The following is a 17,349-nucleotide window of genomic DNA, read 5'->3' on the forward strand; positions in this document are numbered from 1 at the left end:
GGACCGCTCCTCGAAAAACGTGGGCGAAAGAGACGGGACCTCGCTGCTCACGGTCCCGCCGTTCGCCTCGCGGTCCCCTGAACCGACGCGCTGCGCGCGCCGGATGCTTACTGCAACTCTTCTGTGACCCGCTGTCGTCGGGAGTTCACACCACGAAGCACACGCCAGCACCGACCAGTCTCCCACCCAGAAGCGGAGACATCGCGTCGACGTCCGGGGTGTCGCAGGCGACCGTCGACACCGCGAGCGTCACCCGGAACGGGTCGACGCCCCCGCGCTGGACGGTGACTCGCCGACTACGCCGCGTCGAGGTCCGGCGTCGTCGTCCCGAGGTCGCTGTACCGCATGGACTCGGTCACCCGGAGTCTCGTCCCGTTCCGGACGACCGTGTACTGGGTCCCGTAGCCGTAGACGACGCCGCTGGGGCCGACGAGGGCGGTGAAGCGGACGCCCCCGACCCGGTCGGCGGCGACGACCGGGAACTTCGAACGGTCGGCCGCGCCGTCGGCGGCGACGCGGTACACCGGCGCCCGGTAGGTCTGCATGACCTCCTCGCTGGTCCGGCTGACGCCGGTGACGTTCGCGCCCTCGAACAGCGCGGCGACCCGGCCGTTGTACGTCGGGTCGAAGAACAGCGCCGCCCGCGGCGGGAGCGGTGGCGCGCCGATGCCCCGGCCGTCGGCGACGACTGCCCGCCGGGTCGTCCCGTTTACCGTCGTCCACTGGACCGCACGTCCGTCGGCCCAGCGCGTCCGAATCTCCGTCGGCGGCACCCCGGTCCCGGTGAGCGTCCGGGTCGCGACGTACGTCCGGTAGTTCGCGCCGAACTCGCCCGTGGTGACCTGCCGCAGCCGGACCGTGCCGTTCACCGTCTGGACCGTCCGGCTGTGCCGGAGCGTGTAGGAGACGTTCCCGAGCGTCGCCACGTGGGCCCGTGCGAGCGCTCGCGTGTCGGTGACACCCGCCTCGGTGAGTCCCGGGGCGACCGGCGCCGGCGGCTGTGCGGGCACCGGTGCCGGCGTCACCGTCTCGCCGGCCGACGGCGAGCCCGACCCGACGAGGCCGGTACACCCCGCGGTGGCGAGACAGAGCGCCAACGCCGCGACGGCGACCCCACGGTGCATGTCACGAGAGAGGAACTGTCGACGGATAACGACTCGGGCCACGGTCGTTTCCCACGTGGGACCCGGCGCCGGGAGTATAAGTGCCGCGACGTGCGACGTTTTCGCATGCAGACGCTGCTGCTCGGTCCCGACGACGTGGCGGAACACGCCGACCTGCCCGCGGTCATCGACGCCGTCTCGGCGGCCTTCGCGGCCGACGCCCGCGGCGACACCATCATGCCCGCGAAGTCCTACATCGACCTCCCGGCGTACAACGGCGACTTCCGCTCGATGCCGGCGTACGTCCACGCCGGCGAGTGGGACGCCGCCGCGGTCAAGTGGGTCAACGTCCACCCGGACAACCCCGCCGACCACGGCCTCCCGACGGTGCTGGGGACGCTCATCTACTCGGACCCGGAGACGGCGTTCCCGCTGGCGGTGATGGACGGCACCGTCCTCACGCGCCTGCGGACCGGCGCGGCGGCGGCCGTCGCCACCGACCACCTCGCCGTCTCCGACGCCGACTCGCTGGGACTGGTCGGCGCCGGCACCCAGTCGTACACCCAGCTGGAGGCCATCGCCAGCGTGCGGGACATCGAGACGGTGGTCATCGCGGACCGCGATGAGAAGAAACAGCGGGCCTTCGTCGACCACTTCTCGGACCGCTTCGCGGTCCGGGCGGGGTCAATCGAGGAAGCCGCCGGCTGTGACGTGCTCTCGACGATAACGCCGGTCGAGTCGCCCATCGTCGACCGCGCGTGGCTGGGCGAGCACACCCACGTCAACGCCATCGGGGCCGACGCCGCCGGCAAGCACGAACACGACGACCGGACGCTGCTGGACGCGAAACTCGTCATCGACGATTACGAGCAGTGTACCCACTCGGGCGAGATCAACGTCCCGTGGAGCGAGGGCGTACTCACCGAGGCGGACCTCTACGGCGAACTCGGGCGCATCGTCGCCGGCGAGATACCCGGCCGAGAGCCGGCGGACGGCCTCACCGTCTTCGACTCGACGGGGCTGGCGATTCAGGACGTCGCGGCCGCCCACGTCGCCTATCAGGGCGCACAGGTGGCCGGCGACGGTCTCTCGTTCTCGCTGGTCGGCACCGAGACGCCCTAGTTCGACGGCGCCACGGCCTCGGTCACCTTCGAGATGAGCCAGACGATGAGGACGAACGGCAACAGCGGCAGCAGCAGGACCAGCAGGCCCAGGAATATCCCCCACCCGATGACGTCCATGCTCTCGTCGCGGTGCGGGCCGGTGAGCGGCGTGACGGTTCGCAACGGTTCCGGCAAGATGGAGTCGGTCGACTCGTCGGTTTCTGCCATACTGACCGATAGGTCCGGCGTGAGTATAAGCGTATGCCGCCGGGACGGACCCTCGGGCACCCGGTCCCGAGACGGCCGAACGATACTTCAACAGGCGCCGTATTCGACCTCGAACCCCCATCGTAGCTGGACCCTTACAATGTCTGTATAGTCCTGCGACCCCGCTGGAGGTACCACGATGGTCGATTCACGACGACGACAGTTCCTGCAGACAGTCGGCGGTACCGGCGCGCTCCTGTGCGGGGGCGTCGGCACCGCTGTGGCGAACCCCGGGAAGCGCGGCGGCGCGAGCGCCGGCCCGACGCTGTACGAGTTTGTCGCGGGGAGCGAGGACTTCGACACGCTCGAACTGGCACTCGAAGAGACCGGGCTCGACGCCGAACTCGACGGTCGGAAGCAGTACACGGTGTTCGCACCGGACGACGAGGCGTTCGCGGACCTGCTCGATGCACAGGACGTCACCGCTGCCGAACTCCTCGCCAGAGACGACCTCGCGAACATCCTGCTGTTCCACGTGACGAACGGCCGGCGGTACGCGTCGTCGGTCGTCGACGCGCCGCAGATAACGATGGCCAACGGCGAGACGCTCCCGGTCGACGGGACGGCGCTGAACGGTGGCGGACTGGGCGGTGCCACCATCGAAGCGACCGACATCGAAGCGTCGAACGGCGTCGCTCACCGCATCGACGGGGTGTTGCTCCCGTAGCCGGGCCGGGGGAGGCTCACCGGTCTGTCCCGCGGTCGCTGGCCCCTCGGTAAGCCCGCTGAAGGGAAAGGTATAGCACCGTCCGTGTCCGAAATCACGGTATCATGACCACGACTGGCGAGGAACGCGAGCGTGGGTTCGACCACACCGCTATCGAACCCCGCTGGCAGGCGGCGTGGGAGGACGCCGACGTGTTCCGCATCGACGACGACGCCGAGGACCCCGAGTACGTGCTGGCGATGTTCCCGTACACCTCGGGGAGTCTCCACATGGGCCACGTCCGGAACTACACCATCACGGACGCGTTCGCCCGCTTCGAGCGGATGCGCGGGGAGGACGTCCTCCACCCGATGGGATGGGACTCCTTCGGCCTGCCGGCCGAGAACGCCGCCGAGGAGCGGGACACCAACCCCCGCGACTGGACGATGGACTGCATCGACTCGATGAAGGAACAGCTGACCGAGATGGGCTTTGGCTACGACTGGGAGCGGGAGATAGCGACCTGCGAACCCGATTACTACCGGTGGAACCAGTGGCTGTTCAAGCGCTTCCGCGAGGCGGGGCTCGTCGAGCGACAGGGCGCCGAACTGAACTGGTGTCCGTCCTGCGAGACGGTGCTGGCCGACGAGCAGGTCGAGGGCGAGGACGAACTGTGCTGGCGCTGTGACACCCCCATCGAGCACCGCGAGATGGACCAGTGGTTCCTCACCATCACCGACTACGCCGAGGAACTGCTGGCGGCCCTGGACGACCTCGACGGCTGGCCCAACAACGTCCGGGAGATGCAGCGCAACTGGATCGGGCGACAGGAGGGCGCGAGCGTCGCCTTCGAGGTCGGCGACTACGGCGCGGTGGACATCTTCACGACGCGACTGGACACCATCTACGGGGCGACCTACTTCTCGCTGGCCCCCGGCCACCCGGTCGCACAGGAGATCGCCGCGGACAACGACGAGGTCGCCGAGTACGTCGAGATGGCCGAGCAGGCCGACGAGGACGAGCTGGACGTCACCTCCGGGGTGTTCACCGGCGAGTACGCCGTCAACCCCGCCACCGGCGAGGAGATCCCGGTCTACGTCGCCGACTACGTCCTGACCGACGTGGGGACCGGTGCGCTGTACGCCGTGCCGGCCCACGACGACCGGGACCACGAGTTCGCCGAGCACCACGACATCGACATCGTGCAGGTCGTCGAACCCGGCCCCGAGGCCGAGGTGGACGCCGACGACGTCGACGTGCAGGCGGAGGCCTACACCGAGGACGGCGTCCTCGTCAACAGCGGCGAGTACGACGGCCTCCACAGCGAAGAGGCCCGCGAGGAGTTCGTCGACGTGTTCGACGGCGAGCACCGCACCGAGTACAACCTCCGTGACTGGGGCATCTCCCGCCAGCGCTACTGGGGGACGCCCATCCCGATGATCCACTGCGACGACTGTGGCTACGTCGAGGTGCCCGACGAGGACCTGCCGGTCGAACTGCCGGAGTTCGTCCACACGACGGGCAACCCGCTGGACGCCGCCGAGGAGTGGAAGCACGTCGAGTGTCCCGACTGCGGCGGCGACGCCGTGCGCGAGACGGACACGATGGACACGTTCGTCGACTCCTCGTGGTACTTCCTGCGGTACACCGCGCCGGACCTCGCGGACGCCCCCTTCGACACCGACCGGGCGAGCGACTGGATGCCCGTCGACCAGTACGTCGGCGGCATCGAACACGCCGTGATGCACCTGCTGTACGCCCGGTTCTTCACGAAGGTGCTGGACGACACCGACCTGCTCGAGGGCGTCCGCGAGCCGTTCACGAACCTCACGAACCAGGGGATGGTGCTCGGCGAGGACGGCCACAAGATGTCCAAGAGCCGCGGCAACGGCGTCTCGCCCCAGCGCATCATCGAGGAGTACGGCGCCGACACCGCCCGCCTGTTCATCATGGAGGCCGCCCAGCCCGAGAAGGAGCTGGCCTGGAGCGCCGAGGAGGTCCAGTCGGCCCACTCCTTCCTCCAGAACGTCTACCGGCTGGCCGAGGAGTACGCCGAGGGCGAGATAGAGACCGGTACCGAGGGCGCCGACATCGCCGACTACGTCGCCCGGGAGATAGACGCCACGGCGGCCCGCGCCACCGACGAGTACGGCCAGTTCCGTTTCAACCACGCCCTGCAGGCCGTGCGCGAACTGGTCTCCCTGCTCCGCCGCTACGAGGACGCGACCACGCCGGACGCCGACGTGCTCGAACGCGGCATCACCACCGCCGCGAAGCTGCTCGCGCCCGTCGCGCCCCACGTCGGCGAGGAGATCTGGGACCGCCTCGATCGGGACGGCCTGATGGCCGAGGCCGACTGGCCCAGCGCCGAGGCGCCCGAGGACTACGCCGTCGCCCGCCGGCTGGTCGAGAACACCCGCGAGGACGTCCGGGACATCGTCGACACCGTCGGCATCGAGGACCCCCAGACCGTCACGCTCGTTGTCGCGCCCGCGTGGAAGCACCGGGTCGTGGACATCGCCCGGGAGGCCGACCGGGTCGTCCCCGCGGTGATGCAGAACGAGGAGCTCCAGCAGTACGGCGAGGCCGCCGCCGACTTCGCGAAGGACCTCGCGGGTCGCGCCCAGTACGACGAGACGCTCTCGCCCGAGGGCGAACTGGCGGCCCTCGAACGGGCGGCGTGGCTCATCGAACGCGAGTTCGACGCCGAGGTGGTCGTCCGCTCGGCCGACGAGGCCGACGACGCGCTGGCGACGAAGGCCGAACCCGGGCGCCCCGCCATCGACATCGAGGCGTAACCGTCCGGGCGCGGGTGGCTACTGTTCTGCGGCGTCGAGGAGGCCCGACTCGCCCAGGTCGCGCAACACGTCGGTCGCGTGGCCGTCCGGGCGAACGCCCTCGTAGACGCCGACGACCTGGTTCCGGGCGACGACGAACGTGGTCCGACGGGTTCGGCCGTCGACGAGGGCCACGCCGAACGCCTCGGCGAGGTTCGCGTGGGGGTCGGCCAGCAGGTCGAACGAGAGGTCGTGTGCCTCGGCGAACTCGCGGTGGCTGTCGACGTCGTCCGTGGAGACGCCGTAGACGGCGACGCCGGCGGCGTCGAAGCGGTCGTAGTGGTCCTCGAACTGGCTGGCCTCGGTCGCACACCCCGGCGTGTCGTCCTTCGGGTAGAAGTAGACGACCGTCGGCGTCGCGAAGTCGGGGCGGACCTCCTCGCCGTGCTGGTTCTCGGCCACGATGTCGGGCACCGCTGTCCCGGGTTCGAGCACCATCTCAGTTCACCGGGATGTCCGTGCCGTCGTCGTCCGCCTCGACGTTGACTTTCGGCAGGCGGACGGTGAGGACGCCGTCCTCGTAGGTGGCGCTGGTCCCGTCCTCGTCGACGGCCTCGGGGAGGCTGACCGTTCGGCTGGCCGACTGCCGGCGGCGCTCGCGCTGGACGTACCGGCCGTCGGTCGCCTCGGTCGACTCGCTGTGGTCGGCGCTGATGGTGAGTTTCCGCTCCTCGACCAACTGGACGTCCAGTTCCTCGCTGTCGTAGCCGGGGAGGTCGGCGTGGACGACGAAGGCGTCACCCTCGTCGACGATGTCCGTCGGGACGGCGTCTATGTCCACCCCGAACTGCTCGCTCAGTGTGTCGAACGCGCGTTCTATCTCCGCGAAGGGGTCACGGTCGCTCATGGGCGGGTGTACGCCGCCCCGGGACTTAAGGCTCAGTTCAGGACGGTCACGCTGTCGTACGAGCCGAGGTGTCGGACCCACCCGTTCTCGGCCAGCTCCTCGATGTCGTCGAGCGCGTCCTGCGTGCGCTCCTCGTAGAGGCCGGCGGCCGCGTCGATGTGGAAGACGTAGTCGCCCAGGCGCTCGCCGCTGGGGCGGGACTCGATGCGGGTGAGGTTGATGTCGCGGTCGGCGAAGGCCTCCAGCAGCTCCAGCAGCAGTCCGGGGTAGTCGGCGTTCGGGTAGACGATGAAGGAGGTCTTGCTGCCCGCCTCCGTCCGCTCGCTCGCCGGAGCGACGGCGACGAACCGGGTGGCGTTCGAGGACTGGTCCTGGATGTCCTCGGCCAGCAGCTTCAGTTCCGTGCCGTTGGTGGCGTTCTCCGGGTGGCCGATGGCGGCGACGCTCGGGTCCTCGCGGGCGCGCTCGACGCCGCGAGCGGTCGAGGCGACGGCCTCAACCTCGACGTCGGGGTAGTGCTCGTCGAGCCAGCCGCGACACTGGGCCAGCGCCTGCGCGTGGCTACACACCAGTTCGAACGTCTCGCCCTGTGCCAGCAGGGCGTGGCGGATGGGCGTGATTATCTCCTCGACGACGGCGACGTCGTACTCCGAGAAGGCGTCCAGCGACTCCGTCACCGACCCCTCGATGCTGTTCTCGACGGGGACGACGCCGCGGTCGGCGTCGCCCTCGGCGACGGCCTGGACGATGGCGGTCATCGACTCCGCGAACTCGATGTCGCCGTCCTCGACCGCCTTCGCGGCCCGGTGGGAGTAGGTCCCGGCGGGCCCCAGCGTGATGGTCGTCATACCGTCGGGTAGTTCGCTCGTCATGAAAAGGACCCCGGTCGTCGCTCGCCGGAGCGGGCGCCCCGCTGGTGGCGGTAGAGTTCGGCCAGCGTCCGGAACAGTCCGCCCAGCAGGACCAGCAGACCGAAGCCGACCACCAGGAAGAAGAGCCCGACGGCGCCCGGCCCGGCCATGGGGCCGTCGGGGATGCGCGCGACGACGGCGACCACCGCCGCGACTGCGGCGACGGCCGTCCCGAGTTCGACGGCGCGGACGACCGCGTAGCCCGGGTTGGCGGTGAGTGTCGCCGTCATGGGGCCGTCTGTCCGCGCGGCCCGGTAGCCGGCGTACAGCGCTTCGCCGGTGACGGTCACCGCGAGCGCGAGCGCCATCAGCGGGACGAGAAACAGGGTCGTGATACGCTCGCTCGGGACGACTCGGAGGTAGACGCCCGCCGAGTACAGGAGTGTCAGGACGACGGCGGTGAGCTTCGCGGCCTGGAGGGGCTTTTCGCGGTGGAACTGGCGGAGCATGGGCGCACGCGCTAGCCTCTACACCGCCCGGCAAACCTCTTGTGGTGGGGCCTAGGAGAGTCGGGCCAGTTCGTCCTCGGAGAGGTCGATGGCGCTCGCGGCCACGTTCTGCTCCAGATGCTCGACGCTCGACGTGCCCGGAATCGGCAGGGTCACGTCCGAGTGCTGGAGGAGCCACGCCAGCGCTATCTGGTAGCGCGTGGCGTCGTGGCGCTGGGCTATCTCGTCGATGCCGTCGACGTCGTCGAGGTCGCCCGCGGCGAGTGGGAACCACGGGATGAAGCCGACGTCGTAGTTCTCGCAGGCCGCCAGCACGTCCTCGTCGTCGCGGTTGGCGACGTTGTACTGGTTCTGGACCGTCGCTATCTCGACGATGTCGCGGGCGGCGTCCAGTTGCTCGACGCTGACGTTCGAGAGGCCGACGTGGCGGAGCAGCCCCTCGTCTTTCATCTCGGCGAGTGCGTGGACCGCGTCCTCGAAGGGCGTGTCGGGGTCCGGGCGGTGGTACTGGTAGAGGTCGATGGGGTCCATCCGCAGGCGGTCCCGCGAGCACAGCAGGGCGTTGCGGAGGTAGTCCGGGTCGCCGTGGGGGAGCCAGTCCGCGTCGGTGTTCCGGAGGAGGCCACCCTTCGTCCCGATGACCAGGTCCTCGCGCTCGGTGTCGAGCGTCTCGCCGATGAGCCGTTCGGAGACGCCGGGGCCGTACGAATCGGCGGTGTCGACGAAGTCGACGCCCAGTTCGACGGCCCGTTCCAACACGGCGCGGGCGTTGGCCACGTCGTCGGGTTCGCCGATGATGCCCTCGCCGGTGATGCGCATCGCGCCGAAGCCGAGTCGCCGTACGGTCAGGTCGCCGCCGATGTCGAACGTGTCGCTCTCGTTGTGGACCATCGGCGGTGGGTTGGCGGGCCACCCTGAAAGGCGCCCGGGTCGGTCAGACGTCGGCGCCGCGCTGCCGGATGCGCGCCAGCGCGATGCGGACGGCGAAGTAGCTGCCGGCGTAGAAGACGAGGACGCTGGCGACGAACCCGGCCAGCGAGACGGTGGCGACCGAGAGGTCGAAGCCGGAGGTGGCGTACGGGTTCGCGCCGGCCGCCGAGACGTAGGCGGCGACGGCGCTCTCGCCGCCCAGCCCTATCGCGAACAGACAGACGGTGAGCAGGATGGCGAGGCCGCCGGTCCCGAGACCGACGTAGCGGGCGAAGTCCTCGGCGTCGAGGGCGGCGTGGGCCTGTGCCTCCGTGAGCGGCGCGCGGCGGACCCGGTAGGCGGCCGTGGCGACGAGCAACACTGCTCCGAGTACCTCCAGCAGGCCGCCGAACACGCCCAGCAACAGCACCTTCGGCGACGCCACCTCGGGGTCGGTCGCCGGGAGGAACTGGGCGACGCTCTCGGGGAAGAGGCCGTACATCGGGAGCAGTATCGCGAGCAGTCCGAGGAAGGCACTCTGGAGCGCGAGCGTTCGGGGAACGGTCTGTCGGAAGTACGAGTGTCGTTCGTAGCGGAGGCGTTCGTACGTGTTACCGGAGAGAATCGCGTCGGTGATCTGGTCGTCTTGGGCGGTATCGGAATCCATGTTTTTTGCCGGTTCTTCGTCTGCCGGTATTTTCCCAAGCGGCAATATAACCCTTTCGCGTGGCCCGGGGCCTGCTCGTCGGTACCGAGCGTCGTGCCGGCCGTCACCGCGTGTGGATCGCCTCGCCGCGGGCGGCCTTCGCGGCCTCGTGGACGGCCTCGGAGAGCGTCGGGTGGGTGTGGACGGTGCCGGCGACGTCCTCGAGGCGGGCGCCCATCTCGATGCCGAGTCCGACCTCGGCTATCAGTTCGGAGGCCTCCGGGCCGACGATCTGCGCGCCCAGCAGGAACTCGGTGTCGGCGTCGGCGACGATCCGGACGAACCCCTCCTTCTCGTCGAGCGTGAGTGCCCGTCCGTTCGCGCGCAGGGGCATCTCGCCGACGACGGGGTCGAAGCCGGCGTCGTCGGCCTCGGCCTCGGTCATGCCGACGGTGCCGATCTCCGGGTCGGTGAAGACGGCGGCGGGAATCGCCTGCTGGTCCAGCGCGGCGGGTTCGCCGGCGGCGACCTCCGCGGCCACCTCCCCCTCGGCCATCCCCTTGTGGGCCAGCATCGGTTCGCCGGCCACGTCGCCGACGGCGAAGACGTGGTCGAGGTCGGTTCGGGCCTGGTCGTCCGTCGCGAGGAAGCCGTCGTCGTTCGGCGCGAGGTCGATGGCGTCCAACCCCAGCGTGTCGGTGACCGGTTCCCGCCCGACGGCGACCAGACACTTCTCGGTGTCGTACTCCTCGACGTCGTCGTCGGCATCGGTCGTCCGCACGCGGATGCCGTCGTCGAGTTCCTCCCAGTCGCGGGCGGCCTCGCCGAAGGCGAAGTCGATGCCCAGCGACTCGGCCCGCTCCCGGACCACCTCCGCCACGTCGGACTCGTAGCCCGGCAGGACGTCGTCCAGCATCTCGACGACGGTGACGTCCGCACCCAGCTTCGCGAACACCGTGGACAGCTCCATCCCGATGTAGCCCGCGCCGACCACGAGCAGGTCGTCGGGCACCGACTCCAGTGCGAGGGCGTCCCGCGAGGAGAGGATGTGCTCGCTGTCGAACTCGAAGCCCGGCACCTGGATTGGTCGGCTGCCGGTGGCGACGACGGCGTGTTCGAAGGCGATGGACTCCGAGCCCTGCCCCTCGCCGCCGTGGGCGACCCGGACCGTCTCCTCGTCGACGAACTCGGCGGTGCCCGCGACGAGATTGACGCCCGCGCTCTTACACAGCGACTCGACGCCCTTCGTCAGGCGCGTGACGACCCCGTCCTTCCACTCGGTCATCCCCGCCATGTCGACGGCGGGGTCGGCGAAGACGCCCATGTCCTCGGCGTGTTTGGCGTCGTGGGCCACGTCGGCCGCCGAGATGAGCGCCTTCGAGGGGATACAGCCGTGGTTGAGACAGGTCCCGCCGTAGGCGTCCTTCTCGACCAGCGTCGTATCGAGTCCCAGCTGTGCGCCCCGGATTGCGGCGACGTAGCCGCCCGGCCCGCCGCCGATGACCAGCAGTTCCGTGCCCGTGGTGACGTCTCCTACGACCATAGCGGCCAGTCGACCGGCCGGGTGAAAAACCACGCGCCCTCGTCGCTGGTCGCCGCCGCCCGACCCCGTGGTACGACCCGTGTTACTAAGGGCCAAGCTATGTTACGCCCCCGCTCCAACATCCCGGTATGGCGGACCAACTCAGCGAGACGGAGGACCTGCCCGCGACGCCCGGCCAGTTCGCGAAGGAGAACCCGGCGGTCTGGGAGGCGTACAGCGACCTCGGCGAGGCCTGTTCGGCGGCGGGGCCGCTGGACGACGAGACGAAACGGCTCGTGAAACTCGCGCTCGCGGTGGGCGCACAGTCCGAGGGCGCGGTCCACTCACACGTCCGGCGGGGGCTTGACGAGGGCCTCACCGCCGCGGAACTCCAGCACGTCGCCGCGCTGTCGATTCCGACCATCGGCTTCCCGAAGGCGATGGCGGCCAGAAGCTGGATCGCGGACCTGACCGAGGACTAGTCGAGCAGCAGGCGCGTCGGGTCCGCGAGGTACTCCTTCAGCGTGCTGACGAACCGGGCGGCGTCCGCGCCGTCGATGACCCGGTGGTCGATGGCCAGCGAGAGCGTCAGCGTCGGCTTCGCGACCACCTCGCCGTCCGCCGCGACGGGTCGCTCCTTCAGCGCGCCGACGCCCAGAATCGCCGTCTCGGGGACGTTGATGACCGGGTCGGCGTACTCGCCGCCGATGGCCCCGAAGTTCGTCACGGTGAACGTCCCGCCCTGCATCTCCTCGCGGGCGATGTCGCGGCTCCGCGCCCGGTCGACGAGGTCGTTGACCTCGGTCGCGAGTTCCAGCAGCCCCTTCTCGTCGACGTCCTCGACGACGGGCACCACGAGGCCGTGGTCGGTCGCCGTCGCGACGCCGACGTTCCGGTCGGCCTTGAACACTATCTCCTCGTTCGCCTCGTCGAGCTGACTGGCGAGGATAGGGTGGTCGTCCAGCGCCCTGGCGACGCACTTCAGCAGGAACGGCGTGTAGGTGAGGCGGACGCCGCGCTCCTCGGCGAGCGGCTGGAGGCGCTCGCGGGCCGCCACGAGGTCGGGGACGGCCACCTCGTCGTGGTGGGTCGCGTGGGGCACCTCCCGCCGGGAGCGGGACATCTGCTCGCCGATGGCCCGCCGGACGCCGCGGTACGGTTCCCGTCGGTCGCCCTCGGCCGCGTCGACCCCCGTCATCTCCTCGGCCGCGGCCTCGTCGGCGAGCGACTGCATCTCCGAGACGACCGTCTCGGTCACCTCGCGGACGTCCTCGTCGGTGACCTCGGCCGTCCCGGCCTCGGCGAACGCGCGGACGGCGGCCTCGTCGACGTACGGTTCGCCGTCGCGCGTCTCGTCGGTCGGCACGGCGTCGATGTCGACGTCGAGTTCGCGGGCCAACCGCCGGGTCGCGGGCGTCGCCAGCGTCCGGTCGCGCCGCTCGGCCATCGGCTCCGCCGACACCTTCCGGACGGCCGACCTGACGGCCGGTTCGTCCGCCTCGCCGTCGTCACTCTCGTCCGCGTCGACCCGCGACACCACCGAGGTCGGGCCGTCGTCCTCGCCGTCGTCGACCTTCGAGACGACGCTCGTCGGCCCGTCGTCGCTCTCGCCCGCCTCGGCCGCGGCCTCGACGTCGGCCTCCGTGACGCGGCCGCCGGGGCCGGACCCCTCGACGGTCGCGAGGTCGACGCCCTCTTCGCGGGCCAGACGCCGGACGCTCGGCGCCGCGAACACTCGACCGTCGGCGGTCGTGGCGTCCGCACCGGCCGCGGCCGTCTCGCCGTCGGTGGGCGTGCCCTCGCTCGCGTCCGTCTCGGCGGCCTCGCTCTCGGCGGCGTCGCCGTCCTCCGCGATGGTGACGAGTACCTCGCCGGTCTGCACCACGTCGCCGACCTCGGCGTGCAGTTCGCGGACGACGCCGTCGACGGGCGAGGGGACGTCAACCGCGGCCTTGTCCGTCTCCACCTCGGCCAGCACCTGGTCCTCGGTGACGGCGTCGCCGACGGCGACGTGCCACGCCAGCACTTCCCCCTCGGCGACGCCCTCGCCGAGGTCCGGGAGTTCGAACTCGAACATGCGCTAAAACTCCGCGGCCTCTCTGATACCGTCTTTGATGCGGGCGGGTTCGGGGAGGTAGTAGTCCTCCAGCGCGTACAGCGGGAAGGGGACGTCGAAGCCCGTGATGCGCGTGATGGGGGCCTCCTGATACAGGAGCACCTCCTCCTGAATCGTGGCGATGATCTCGCCCGCGAGACCGCCGGTCTTCGGGGCCTCGTGGACGACGGCCGCCCGTCCGGTCTTCCGGAACGACTCGACGATGGCGTCGGTGTCCATCGGCTTCAGCGTCCGCAGGTCGACCACCTCGACGTCGATGCCCTCCTCCGCGAGGTCCTCGGCGGCCTCCATCGTCGGGCGGGTCATCGCGCCCCACGTAAACACGGAGACGTCCTCGCCCTCGCGACGGACGCTTGCCTCGCCCAACTCGACGGTGTAGGCCTCGTCGGGCACCTCCTCGCGGAACGAGCGGTAGATGAGCTTCGGTTCGAGGAAGACGACGGGGTCGGGGTCCCGGATCGAGGCGGCGAGCAGGCCCTTCGTGTCTCGCGGCGTCGACGGGACGACCACCTTGAGGCCGGGTTCGTGGGTGTAGAACGCCTCTTTCGACTCGGAGTGGTGTTCCGGGGCGCGGATGCCGCCGCCGTAGGGTGCCCGAATCGTCATCGGGCAGGTGTACCGACCCCTGCTTCGGGTGCGCAGGCGGGCGGCGTGACTCACTATCTGGTCGAAGGCGGGGTACATGAACCCGGAGAACTGTATCTCGGGGACCGGGCGCATCCCGTAGGCCGCCATCCCGACGGCGGTGCCGACGATGCCCGACTCCGCGAGCGGCGTGTCGACCACGCGGTCCTCGCCGAACTCCTCGTAGAGGCCCTGCGTCGCCCGGAAGACGCCGCCGTTCTTCCCGACGTCCTCGCCCATGACGACGACGTCGTCGTCCCGGTCCATCTCGCCGTAGAGACCGTCCCTGACCGCCTGTACCAGCGTGAGACTCTGAGCACTCATTCCAGTAGCACCTCGTCACCGTGTCGCTCCCGCAGCGCCTGCAGATAGTCGAGTTGCTGTTCGAGTCGCTTCGGCATCTCCGCGTACACGTTCGCGAACATCTCCTCGGGGGTGGGTCGCTCCGTCGATTCGGCGGCGTCGATGGCGTCGGCCACCTCCTGCTTGATGGACTCGTCGATGGCCGCGATCCGCTCGTCGTCCAGTAGCCCGCGGTCCCGGAGGAACGTCTCCATCCGCGGGATGGGGTCTTTCTGCTTCCAGCGTTCGACCTCGTCGTCGTCCCGGTACACCGACGGGTCGTCGGCGGTGGTGTGGGCGCCGAAGCGGTACTGGACCGCCTCTATCATCGTCGGACGGCGCTCGCCGTCCCCGGGGTCCCGGGCCTTCGCGGCGGCCTCGCTGGTGGCCTGATACACCGCCAGCGGGTCCATCCCGTCGACCTGGACGCCGTCGAAGCCGTAGGCGTTCGCCTTCTGGGCCAGCGTCTCGCTGGCCGTCTGGCGCTCGCGAGGGACCGAGATGGCCCACTGGTTGTTGTTGCAGAAGAACACCGCGGGGACGTCGAAGACGCCGGCGAAGTTCAGCCCCTCGTGGAAGTCGCCCTCGCTCGTGGCGCCGTCGCCGAAGTACGTGAGGAACACCTTCGACTCGTCCTTGAGCTTCGAGGCCCACGCGGCGCCCGTGGCGTGGGGAATCTGGGTGGCGATGGGCACCGCGAGCGAGAACACCTGTACGTCCTCCGGCGGTTCGTTCCCCCACTCGTTGCCCATCCAGTACAGGAGGTCCTCGGAGAGGTCCCAGCCCCGGACGTACAGCGCGAGGTGTTCGCGGTAGCTGGGGAACGTCCAGTCGCCGTCGTCGAGCGCCATCGCGCTCCCGACCTGTGAGGCCTCCTGCCCGGACATCGGTGGATAGGTCCCCATCCGACCCTGTCGCTGGAGACTCACCGCCCGCTGGTCGAAGTGCCGCCCCAGCTTGACGTTGCGGTACATCTCGACGAGCGCGTCGTCGGACAGGTCCGGTACCGTCGCGCCGTCGACGACCTGCCCGTCCTCGTCGAGCACCTGTACTCTGTCCGTGGGGTCGCGCTGGAGGACACTCAGAGAGACCACCTGCCCTGGTGTGACATGTGATAAACCTTGACCCGCGACGGGCTTAGCGTTTGTGTGGTGTTATATTCGCGGGGAGAATATTACTGGTGAGTATTTCCCTCGTGATGAGACAGACGTTCCGTGGGCTGCAGTCCGTGGCCTACGCGTTCCGCGCTCGCTCGCGGGCGTCGGCCACGTCCTCGCCGCGCCGAACCGCCTCGACGAACAGCTCGCCGGCCCGGTAGGAGGACCGCACCATCGGCCCGGACGCACAGTAGAGGAAGCCCAGTTCCTCCTCGGCGACTCGCCGCCACGTCTCGAAGGCGTCGGGGTGGACGTACTCCGAGACCTCCAGGTGCGAGCGCGAGGGTTGGAGGTACTGGCCCAGCGTCACCACGTCGACGCCGACCTGCCGCAGGTCCGAGAGCGTCTGGTACACCTCGTGGGCGTACTCGCCGACGCCGAGCATGATGCTGGTCTTGGTGTAGACGTCGCTCTCGCGGTCGGCCTGTCGCAACACGGAGAGGGACTGCTCGTAGCCCGCCCGGCGGTCGCGGACCGGCCACTGGAGGCGGTCGACCGTCTCGACGTTGTGGGCCAGCACGTCCGGTTCGGCGTCGACTATCCGCCGGACGAGGCGCTTCTCGCCGCGGAAGTCCGGAATCAGGCACTCGACGAGGACGTCCGAGTCCCGCCGCTTGATCTCCCGGATCGTCTCGGCGAAGTGGCCCGCGCCTTGGTCCGAGAGGTCGTCCCGGTCGACGCTCGTCAGGACGACGTAGTCCAGTCCGATGTCGGCGACGGCCTCGGCCACCCGCTCGGGTTCGTCGGGGTCTAACGGCTCCATCCCGCCGGTCTCGACGTCACAGAAGTTACAGCCCCGCGAACAGCGGTCGCCCATCAGCATGAACGTCGCCGTCCCCGGACCGTTCCGACCGCTCCAGCACTCCCCGAGGTTCGGACAGTTGGCCTCCTCACAGACCGTGTTGAGGTCCCGCTCGCGGAGGCTCTGTTTGATGTCGGTGAACCGCTCGCCCGACGGTGGCCGCATCTTCAGCCAGTCGGGCTTGCGCGCACGACTCATGACCCGACAGTTGGGGACTCCGCTCAAAAGAGGTTGCGCTCTGTGGGGGCGTCGTCACTCGTCGATGCGCGCGAGGTCCTCGCCGCCGCACTCCGGACACTGGAACCAGTACGACCCGGGGTCGGCGTCGGACTGGAACTCGTTACCACACTCCTCGCACTCGTAGGACGGTTTCTCGTCGGCGATTCCGACCTTCTGCTTGACGCTCTGAAGTACGGACATGGTATCCGGTCGACGTGTATCCGCGTGAGGCTGTTATAACCCCGCCGGGCGCTTCAGGCTCTGAAACGTCGGATATCGACGACCCGGCTGGCCCGCGCGTGACGGGCACGAATCCGTTCGTTCGCCGCGGTGAACGGTGGGGAGCGCTCTCCAGTGGGGCCGTTTCAGACCACGAAACTCCACAACGGAACCGCCGGACGGCGTCGGTATTCGTCCGGCGTATCTCCCGCTGTTCCGTCGGGGTCACTCCGGGTCGTCGAGCGCCGCCTCGTCGTGGTCGACGTCGGCCACCTGGTCGACCGTCTCCCGCCGGAGCTGCAGGTCGACCTCGAACCCCCCGCCGGCCAGTTCGAAGCACACCCGCTCCAGCGTCGTCTCGTACACCTTGTAGTGGTTCCCGTCGTCGTCGACCCGGTCGGCCTCCCGAAGCAGGTCGTACTCCTGGCAGACGTTCACCCGGCGGTAGACCGTCGGTTCGGAGGCGTCCAGCCCCTCCGCGAGGTCCGGCACCGAGACGGGGTCGACGTTGGCGACGGCGAGGATGCGACGGACCTCCTCGCTCCCCAGCACATCGAAGATGGTCTCTGGCTCCCAGTCCTTGCTCACAGCCACGCTCATCGCTGCCAGCTACATAAACGCGGTGTCACG

The 17,349-nt window shown here is 69.6% G+C and carries 19 protein-coding genes; 4 read left to right on the forward strand and 15 right to left on the reverse strand.

What is annotated here, in order from left to right:
* Positions 1–296: 296 nt before the first annotated feature.
* Positions 297–1,124 carry a hypothetical protein gene (locus tag ACV7GQ_RS17545; protein WP_470311489.1) on the reverse strand — a complete coding sequence of 276 codons (828 nt, stop codon included), beginning with the start codon at positions 1,122–1,124 and terminating at the stop codon, positions 297–299.
* Between the two features lie 105 nt (positions 1,125–1,229).
* Between ACV7GQ_RS17545 and ACV7GQ_RS17550 the strand changes: the two genes are divergently transcribed.
* A complete protein-coding gene (locus ACV7GQ_RS17550; protein ID WP_470311490.1) occupies positions 1,230–2,225 on the forward strand; it encodes an ornithine cyclodeaminase family protein in 996 nt (331 codons plus the stop codon).
* Here the strand turns inward: ACV7GQ_RS17550 and ACV7GQ_RS17555 are convergent.
* The gene (locus ACV7GQ_RS17555; protein ID WP_470311491.1) at positions 2,222–2,434 is read right to left on the reverse strand and encodes a DUF7535 family protein; all 213 of its coding nucleotides are present in this window, start codon (positions 2,432–2,434) and stop codon (positions 2,222–2,224) included. The genes ACV7GQ_RS17550 and ACV7GQ_RS17555 overlap by 4 nt on opposite strands.
* Before the next feature lie 178 nt (positions 2,435–2,612).
* Here ACV7GQ_RS17555 and ACV7GQ_RS17560 point away from each other — a divergent pair, with 178 nt between their 5' ends.
* Positions 2,613–3,140: a fasciclin domain-containing protein gene (locus tag ACV7GQ_RS17560; protein ID WP_470311492.1), complete on the forward strand. Its 528-nt coding sequence runs from the start codon at positions 2,613–2,615 to the stop codon at positions 3,138–3,140.
* A 104-nt stretch (positions 3,141–3,244) separates the two neighbouring features.
* The gene (leuS, locus tag ACV7GQ_RS17565) at positions 3,245–5,917 is read left to right on the forward strand and encodes a leucine--tRNA ligase (RefSeq protein WP_470311493.1); all 2,673 of its coding nucleotides are present in this window, start codon (positions 3,245–3,247) and stop codon (positions 5,915–5,917) included.
* Positions 5,918–5,935: 18 nt separating this feature from the next.
* On the opposite strand, the gene ACV7GQ_RS17570 is transcribed toward leuS, so the two are convergent.
* The 7 genes from ACV7GQ_RS17570 to lpdA form a co-directional block, all read right to left on the reverse strand.
* Positions 5,936–6,394, reverse strand: a complete 459-nt coding sequence (locus ACV7GQ_RS17570) for a peroxiredoxin (RefSeq protein WP_470311494.1) — start codon at positions 6,392–6,394, stop codon at positions 5,936–5,938.
* A gap of 1 nt (position 6,395) precedes the next feature.
* Positions 6,396–6,803, reverse strand: coding sequence for an Hsp20/alpha crystallin family protein (locus ACV7GQ_RS17575; RefSeq protein WP_470311495.1), 408 nt, complete (start codon positions 6,801–6,803; stop codon positions 6,396–6,398).
* Positions 6,804–6,835: 32 nt separating this feature from the next.
* Positions 6,836–7,651, reverse strand: a complete 816-nt coding sequence (pheA, locus tag ACV7GQ_RS17580) for a prephenate dehydratase (protein WP_470311496.1) — start codon at positions 7,649–7,651, stop codon at positions 6,836–6,838.
* A 20-nt stretch (positions 7,652–7,671) separates the two neighbouring features.
* Positions 7,672–8,163, reverse strand: a complete 492-nt coding sequence (locus ACV7GQ_RS17585) for a hypothetical protein (protein ID WP_470311497.1) — start codon at positions 8,161–8,163, stop codon at positions 7,672–7,674.
* A gap of 51 nt (positions 8,164–8,214) precedes the next feature.
* The gene (locus tag ACV7GQ_RS17590) at positions 8,215–9,054 is read right to left on the reverse strand and encodes an aldo/keto reductase (protein WP_470311498.1); all 840 of its coding nucleotides are present in this window, start codon (positions 9,052–9,054) and stop codon (positions 8,215–8,217) included.
* 43 nt (positions 9,055–9,097) lie between these two features.
* On the reverse strand, positions 9,098–9,739 hold the full coding sequence (locus ACV7GQ_RS17595) for a hypothetical protein (protein WP_470311499.1): 642 nt from the start codon (positions 9,737–9,739) through the stop codon (positions 9,098–9,100).
* Between the two features lie 103 nt (positions 9,740–9,842).
* A complete protein-coding gene (lpdA, locus tag ACV7GQ_RS17600; protein ID WP_470311500.1) occupies positions 9,843–11,261 on the reverse strand; it encodes a dihydrolipoyl dehydrogenase in 1,419 nt (472 codons plus the stop codon).
* 128 nt (positions 11,262–11,389) lie between these two features.
* Between lpdA and ACV7GQ_RS17605 the strand changes: the two genes are divergently transcribed.
* The gene (locus ACV7GQ_RS17605) at positions 11,390–11,722 is read left to right on the forward strand and encodes a carboxymuconolactone decarboxylase family protein (protein WP_470311501.1); all 333 of its coding nucleotides are present in this window, start codon (positions 11,390–11,392) and stop codon (positions 11,720–11,722) included.
* Here the strand turns inward: ACV7GQ_RS17605 and ACV7GQ_RS17610 are convergent.
* The 6 genes from ACV7GQ_RS17610 to ACV7GQ_RS17635 all read right to left on the reverse strand — a co-directional run bounded on the left by ACV7GQ_RS17610 (position 11,719) and on the right by ACV7GQ_RS17635 (position 17,307).
* Positions 11,719–13,317 carry a 2-oxo acid dehydrogenase subunit E2 gene (locus tag ACV7GQ_RS17610; RefSeq protein WP_470311502.1) on the reverse strand — a complete coding sequence of 533 codons (1,599 nt, stop codon included), beginning with the start codon at positions 13,315–13,317 and terminating at the stop codon, positions 11,719–11,721. The genes ACV7GQ_RS17605 and ACV7GQ_RS17610 overlap by 4 nt on opposite strands.
* A 3-nt stretch (positions 13,318–13,320) precedes the next feature.
* Positions 13,321–14,304 carry an alpha-ketoacid dehydrogenase subunit beta gene (locus ACV7GQ_RS17615; protein ID WP_470311503.1) on the reverse strand — a complete coding sequence of 328 codons (984 nt, stop codon included), beginning with the start codon at positions 14,302–14,304 and terminating at the stop codon, positions 13,321–13,323.
* On the reverse strand, positions 14,301–15,407 hold the full coding sequence (gene pdhA / locus ACV7GQ_RS17620) for a pyruvate dehydrogenase (acetyl-transferring) E1 component subunit alpha (RefSeq protein ID WP_470313181.1): 1,107 nt from the start codon (positions 15,405–15,407) through the stop codon (positions 14,301–14,303). Before pdhA ends, ACV7GQ_RS17615 begins: the two co-directional genes overlap by 4 nt.
* A 148-nt stretch (positions 15,408–15,555) precedes the next feature.
* Positions 15,556–16,479, reverse strand: a complete 924-nt coding sequence (gene lipA / locus ACV7GQ_RS17625; RefSeq protein ID WP_470311504.1) for a lipoyl synthase — start codon at positions 16,477–16,479, stop codon at positions 15,556–15,558.
* A 54-nt stretch (positions 16,480–16,533) separates the two neighbouring features.
* Complete coding sequence (locus ACV7GQ_RS17630) at positions 16,534–16,701, reverse strand: FmdB family zinc ribbon protein (RefSeq protein WP_470311505.1); 168 nt, start codon at positions 16,699–16,701, stop codon at positions 16,534–16,536.
* A 243-nt stretch (positions 16,702–16,944) separates the two neighbouring features.
* Positions 16,945–17,307 (reverse strand): ArsR/SmtB family transcription factor, encoded by a 363-nt coding sequence (locus ACV7GQ_RS17635; RefSeq protein ID WP_470311506.1) that lies wholly within the window; start codon positions 17,305–17,307, stop codon positions 16,945–16,947.
* Positions 17,308–17,349: the final 42 nt, after the last annotated feature.

The organism is Haloarcula sp. MBLA0163 (assembly GCF_055632435.1).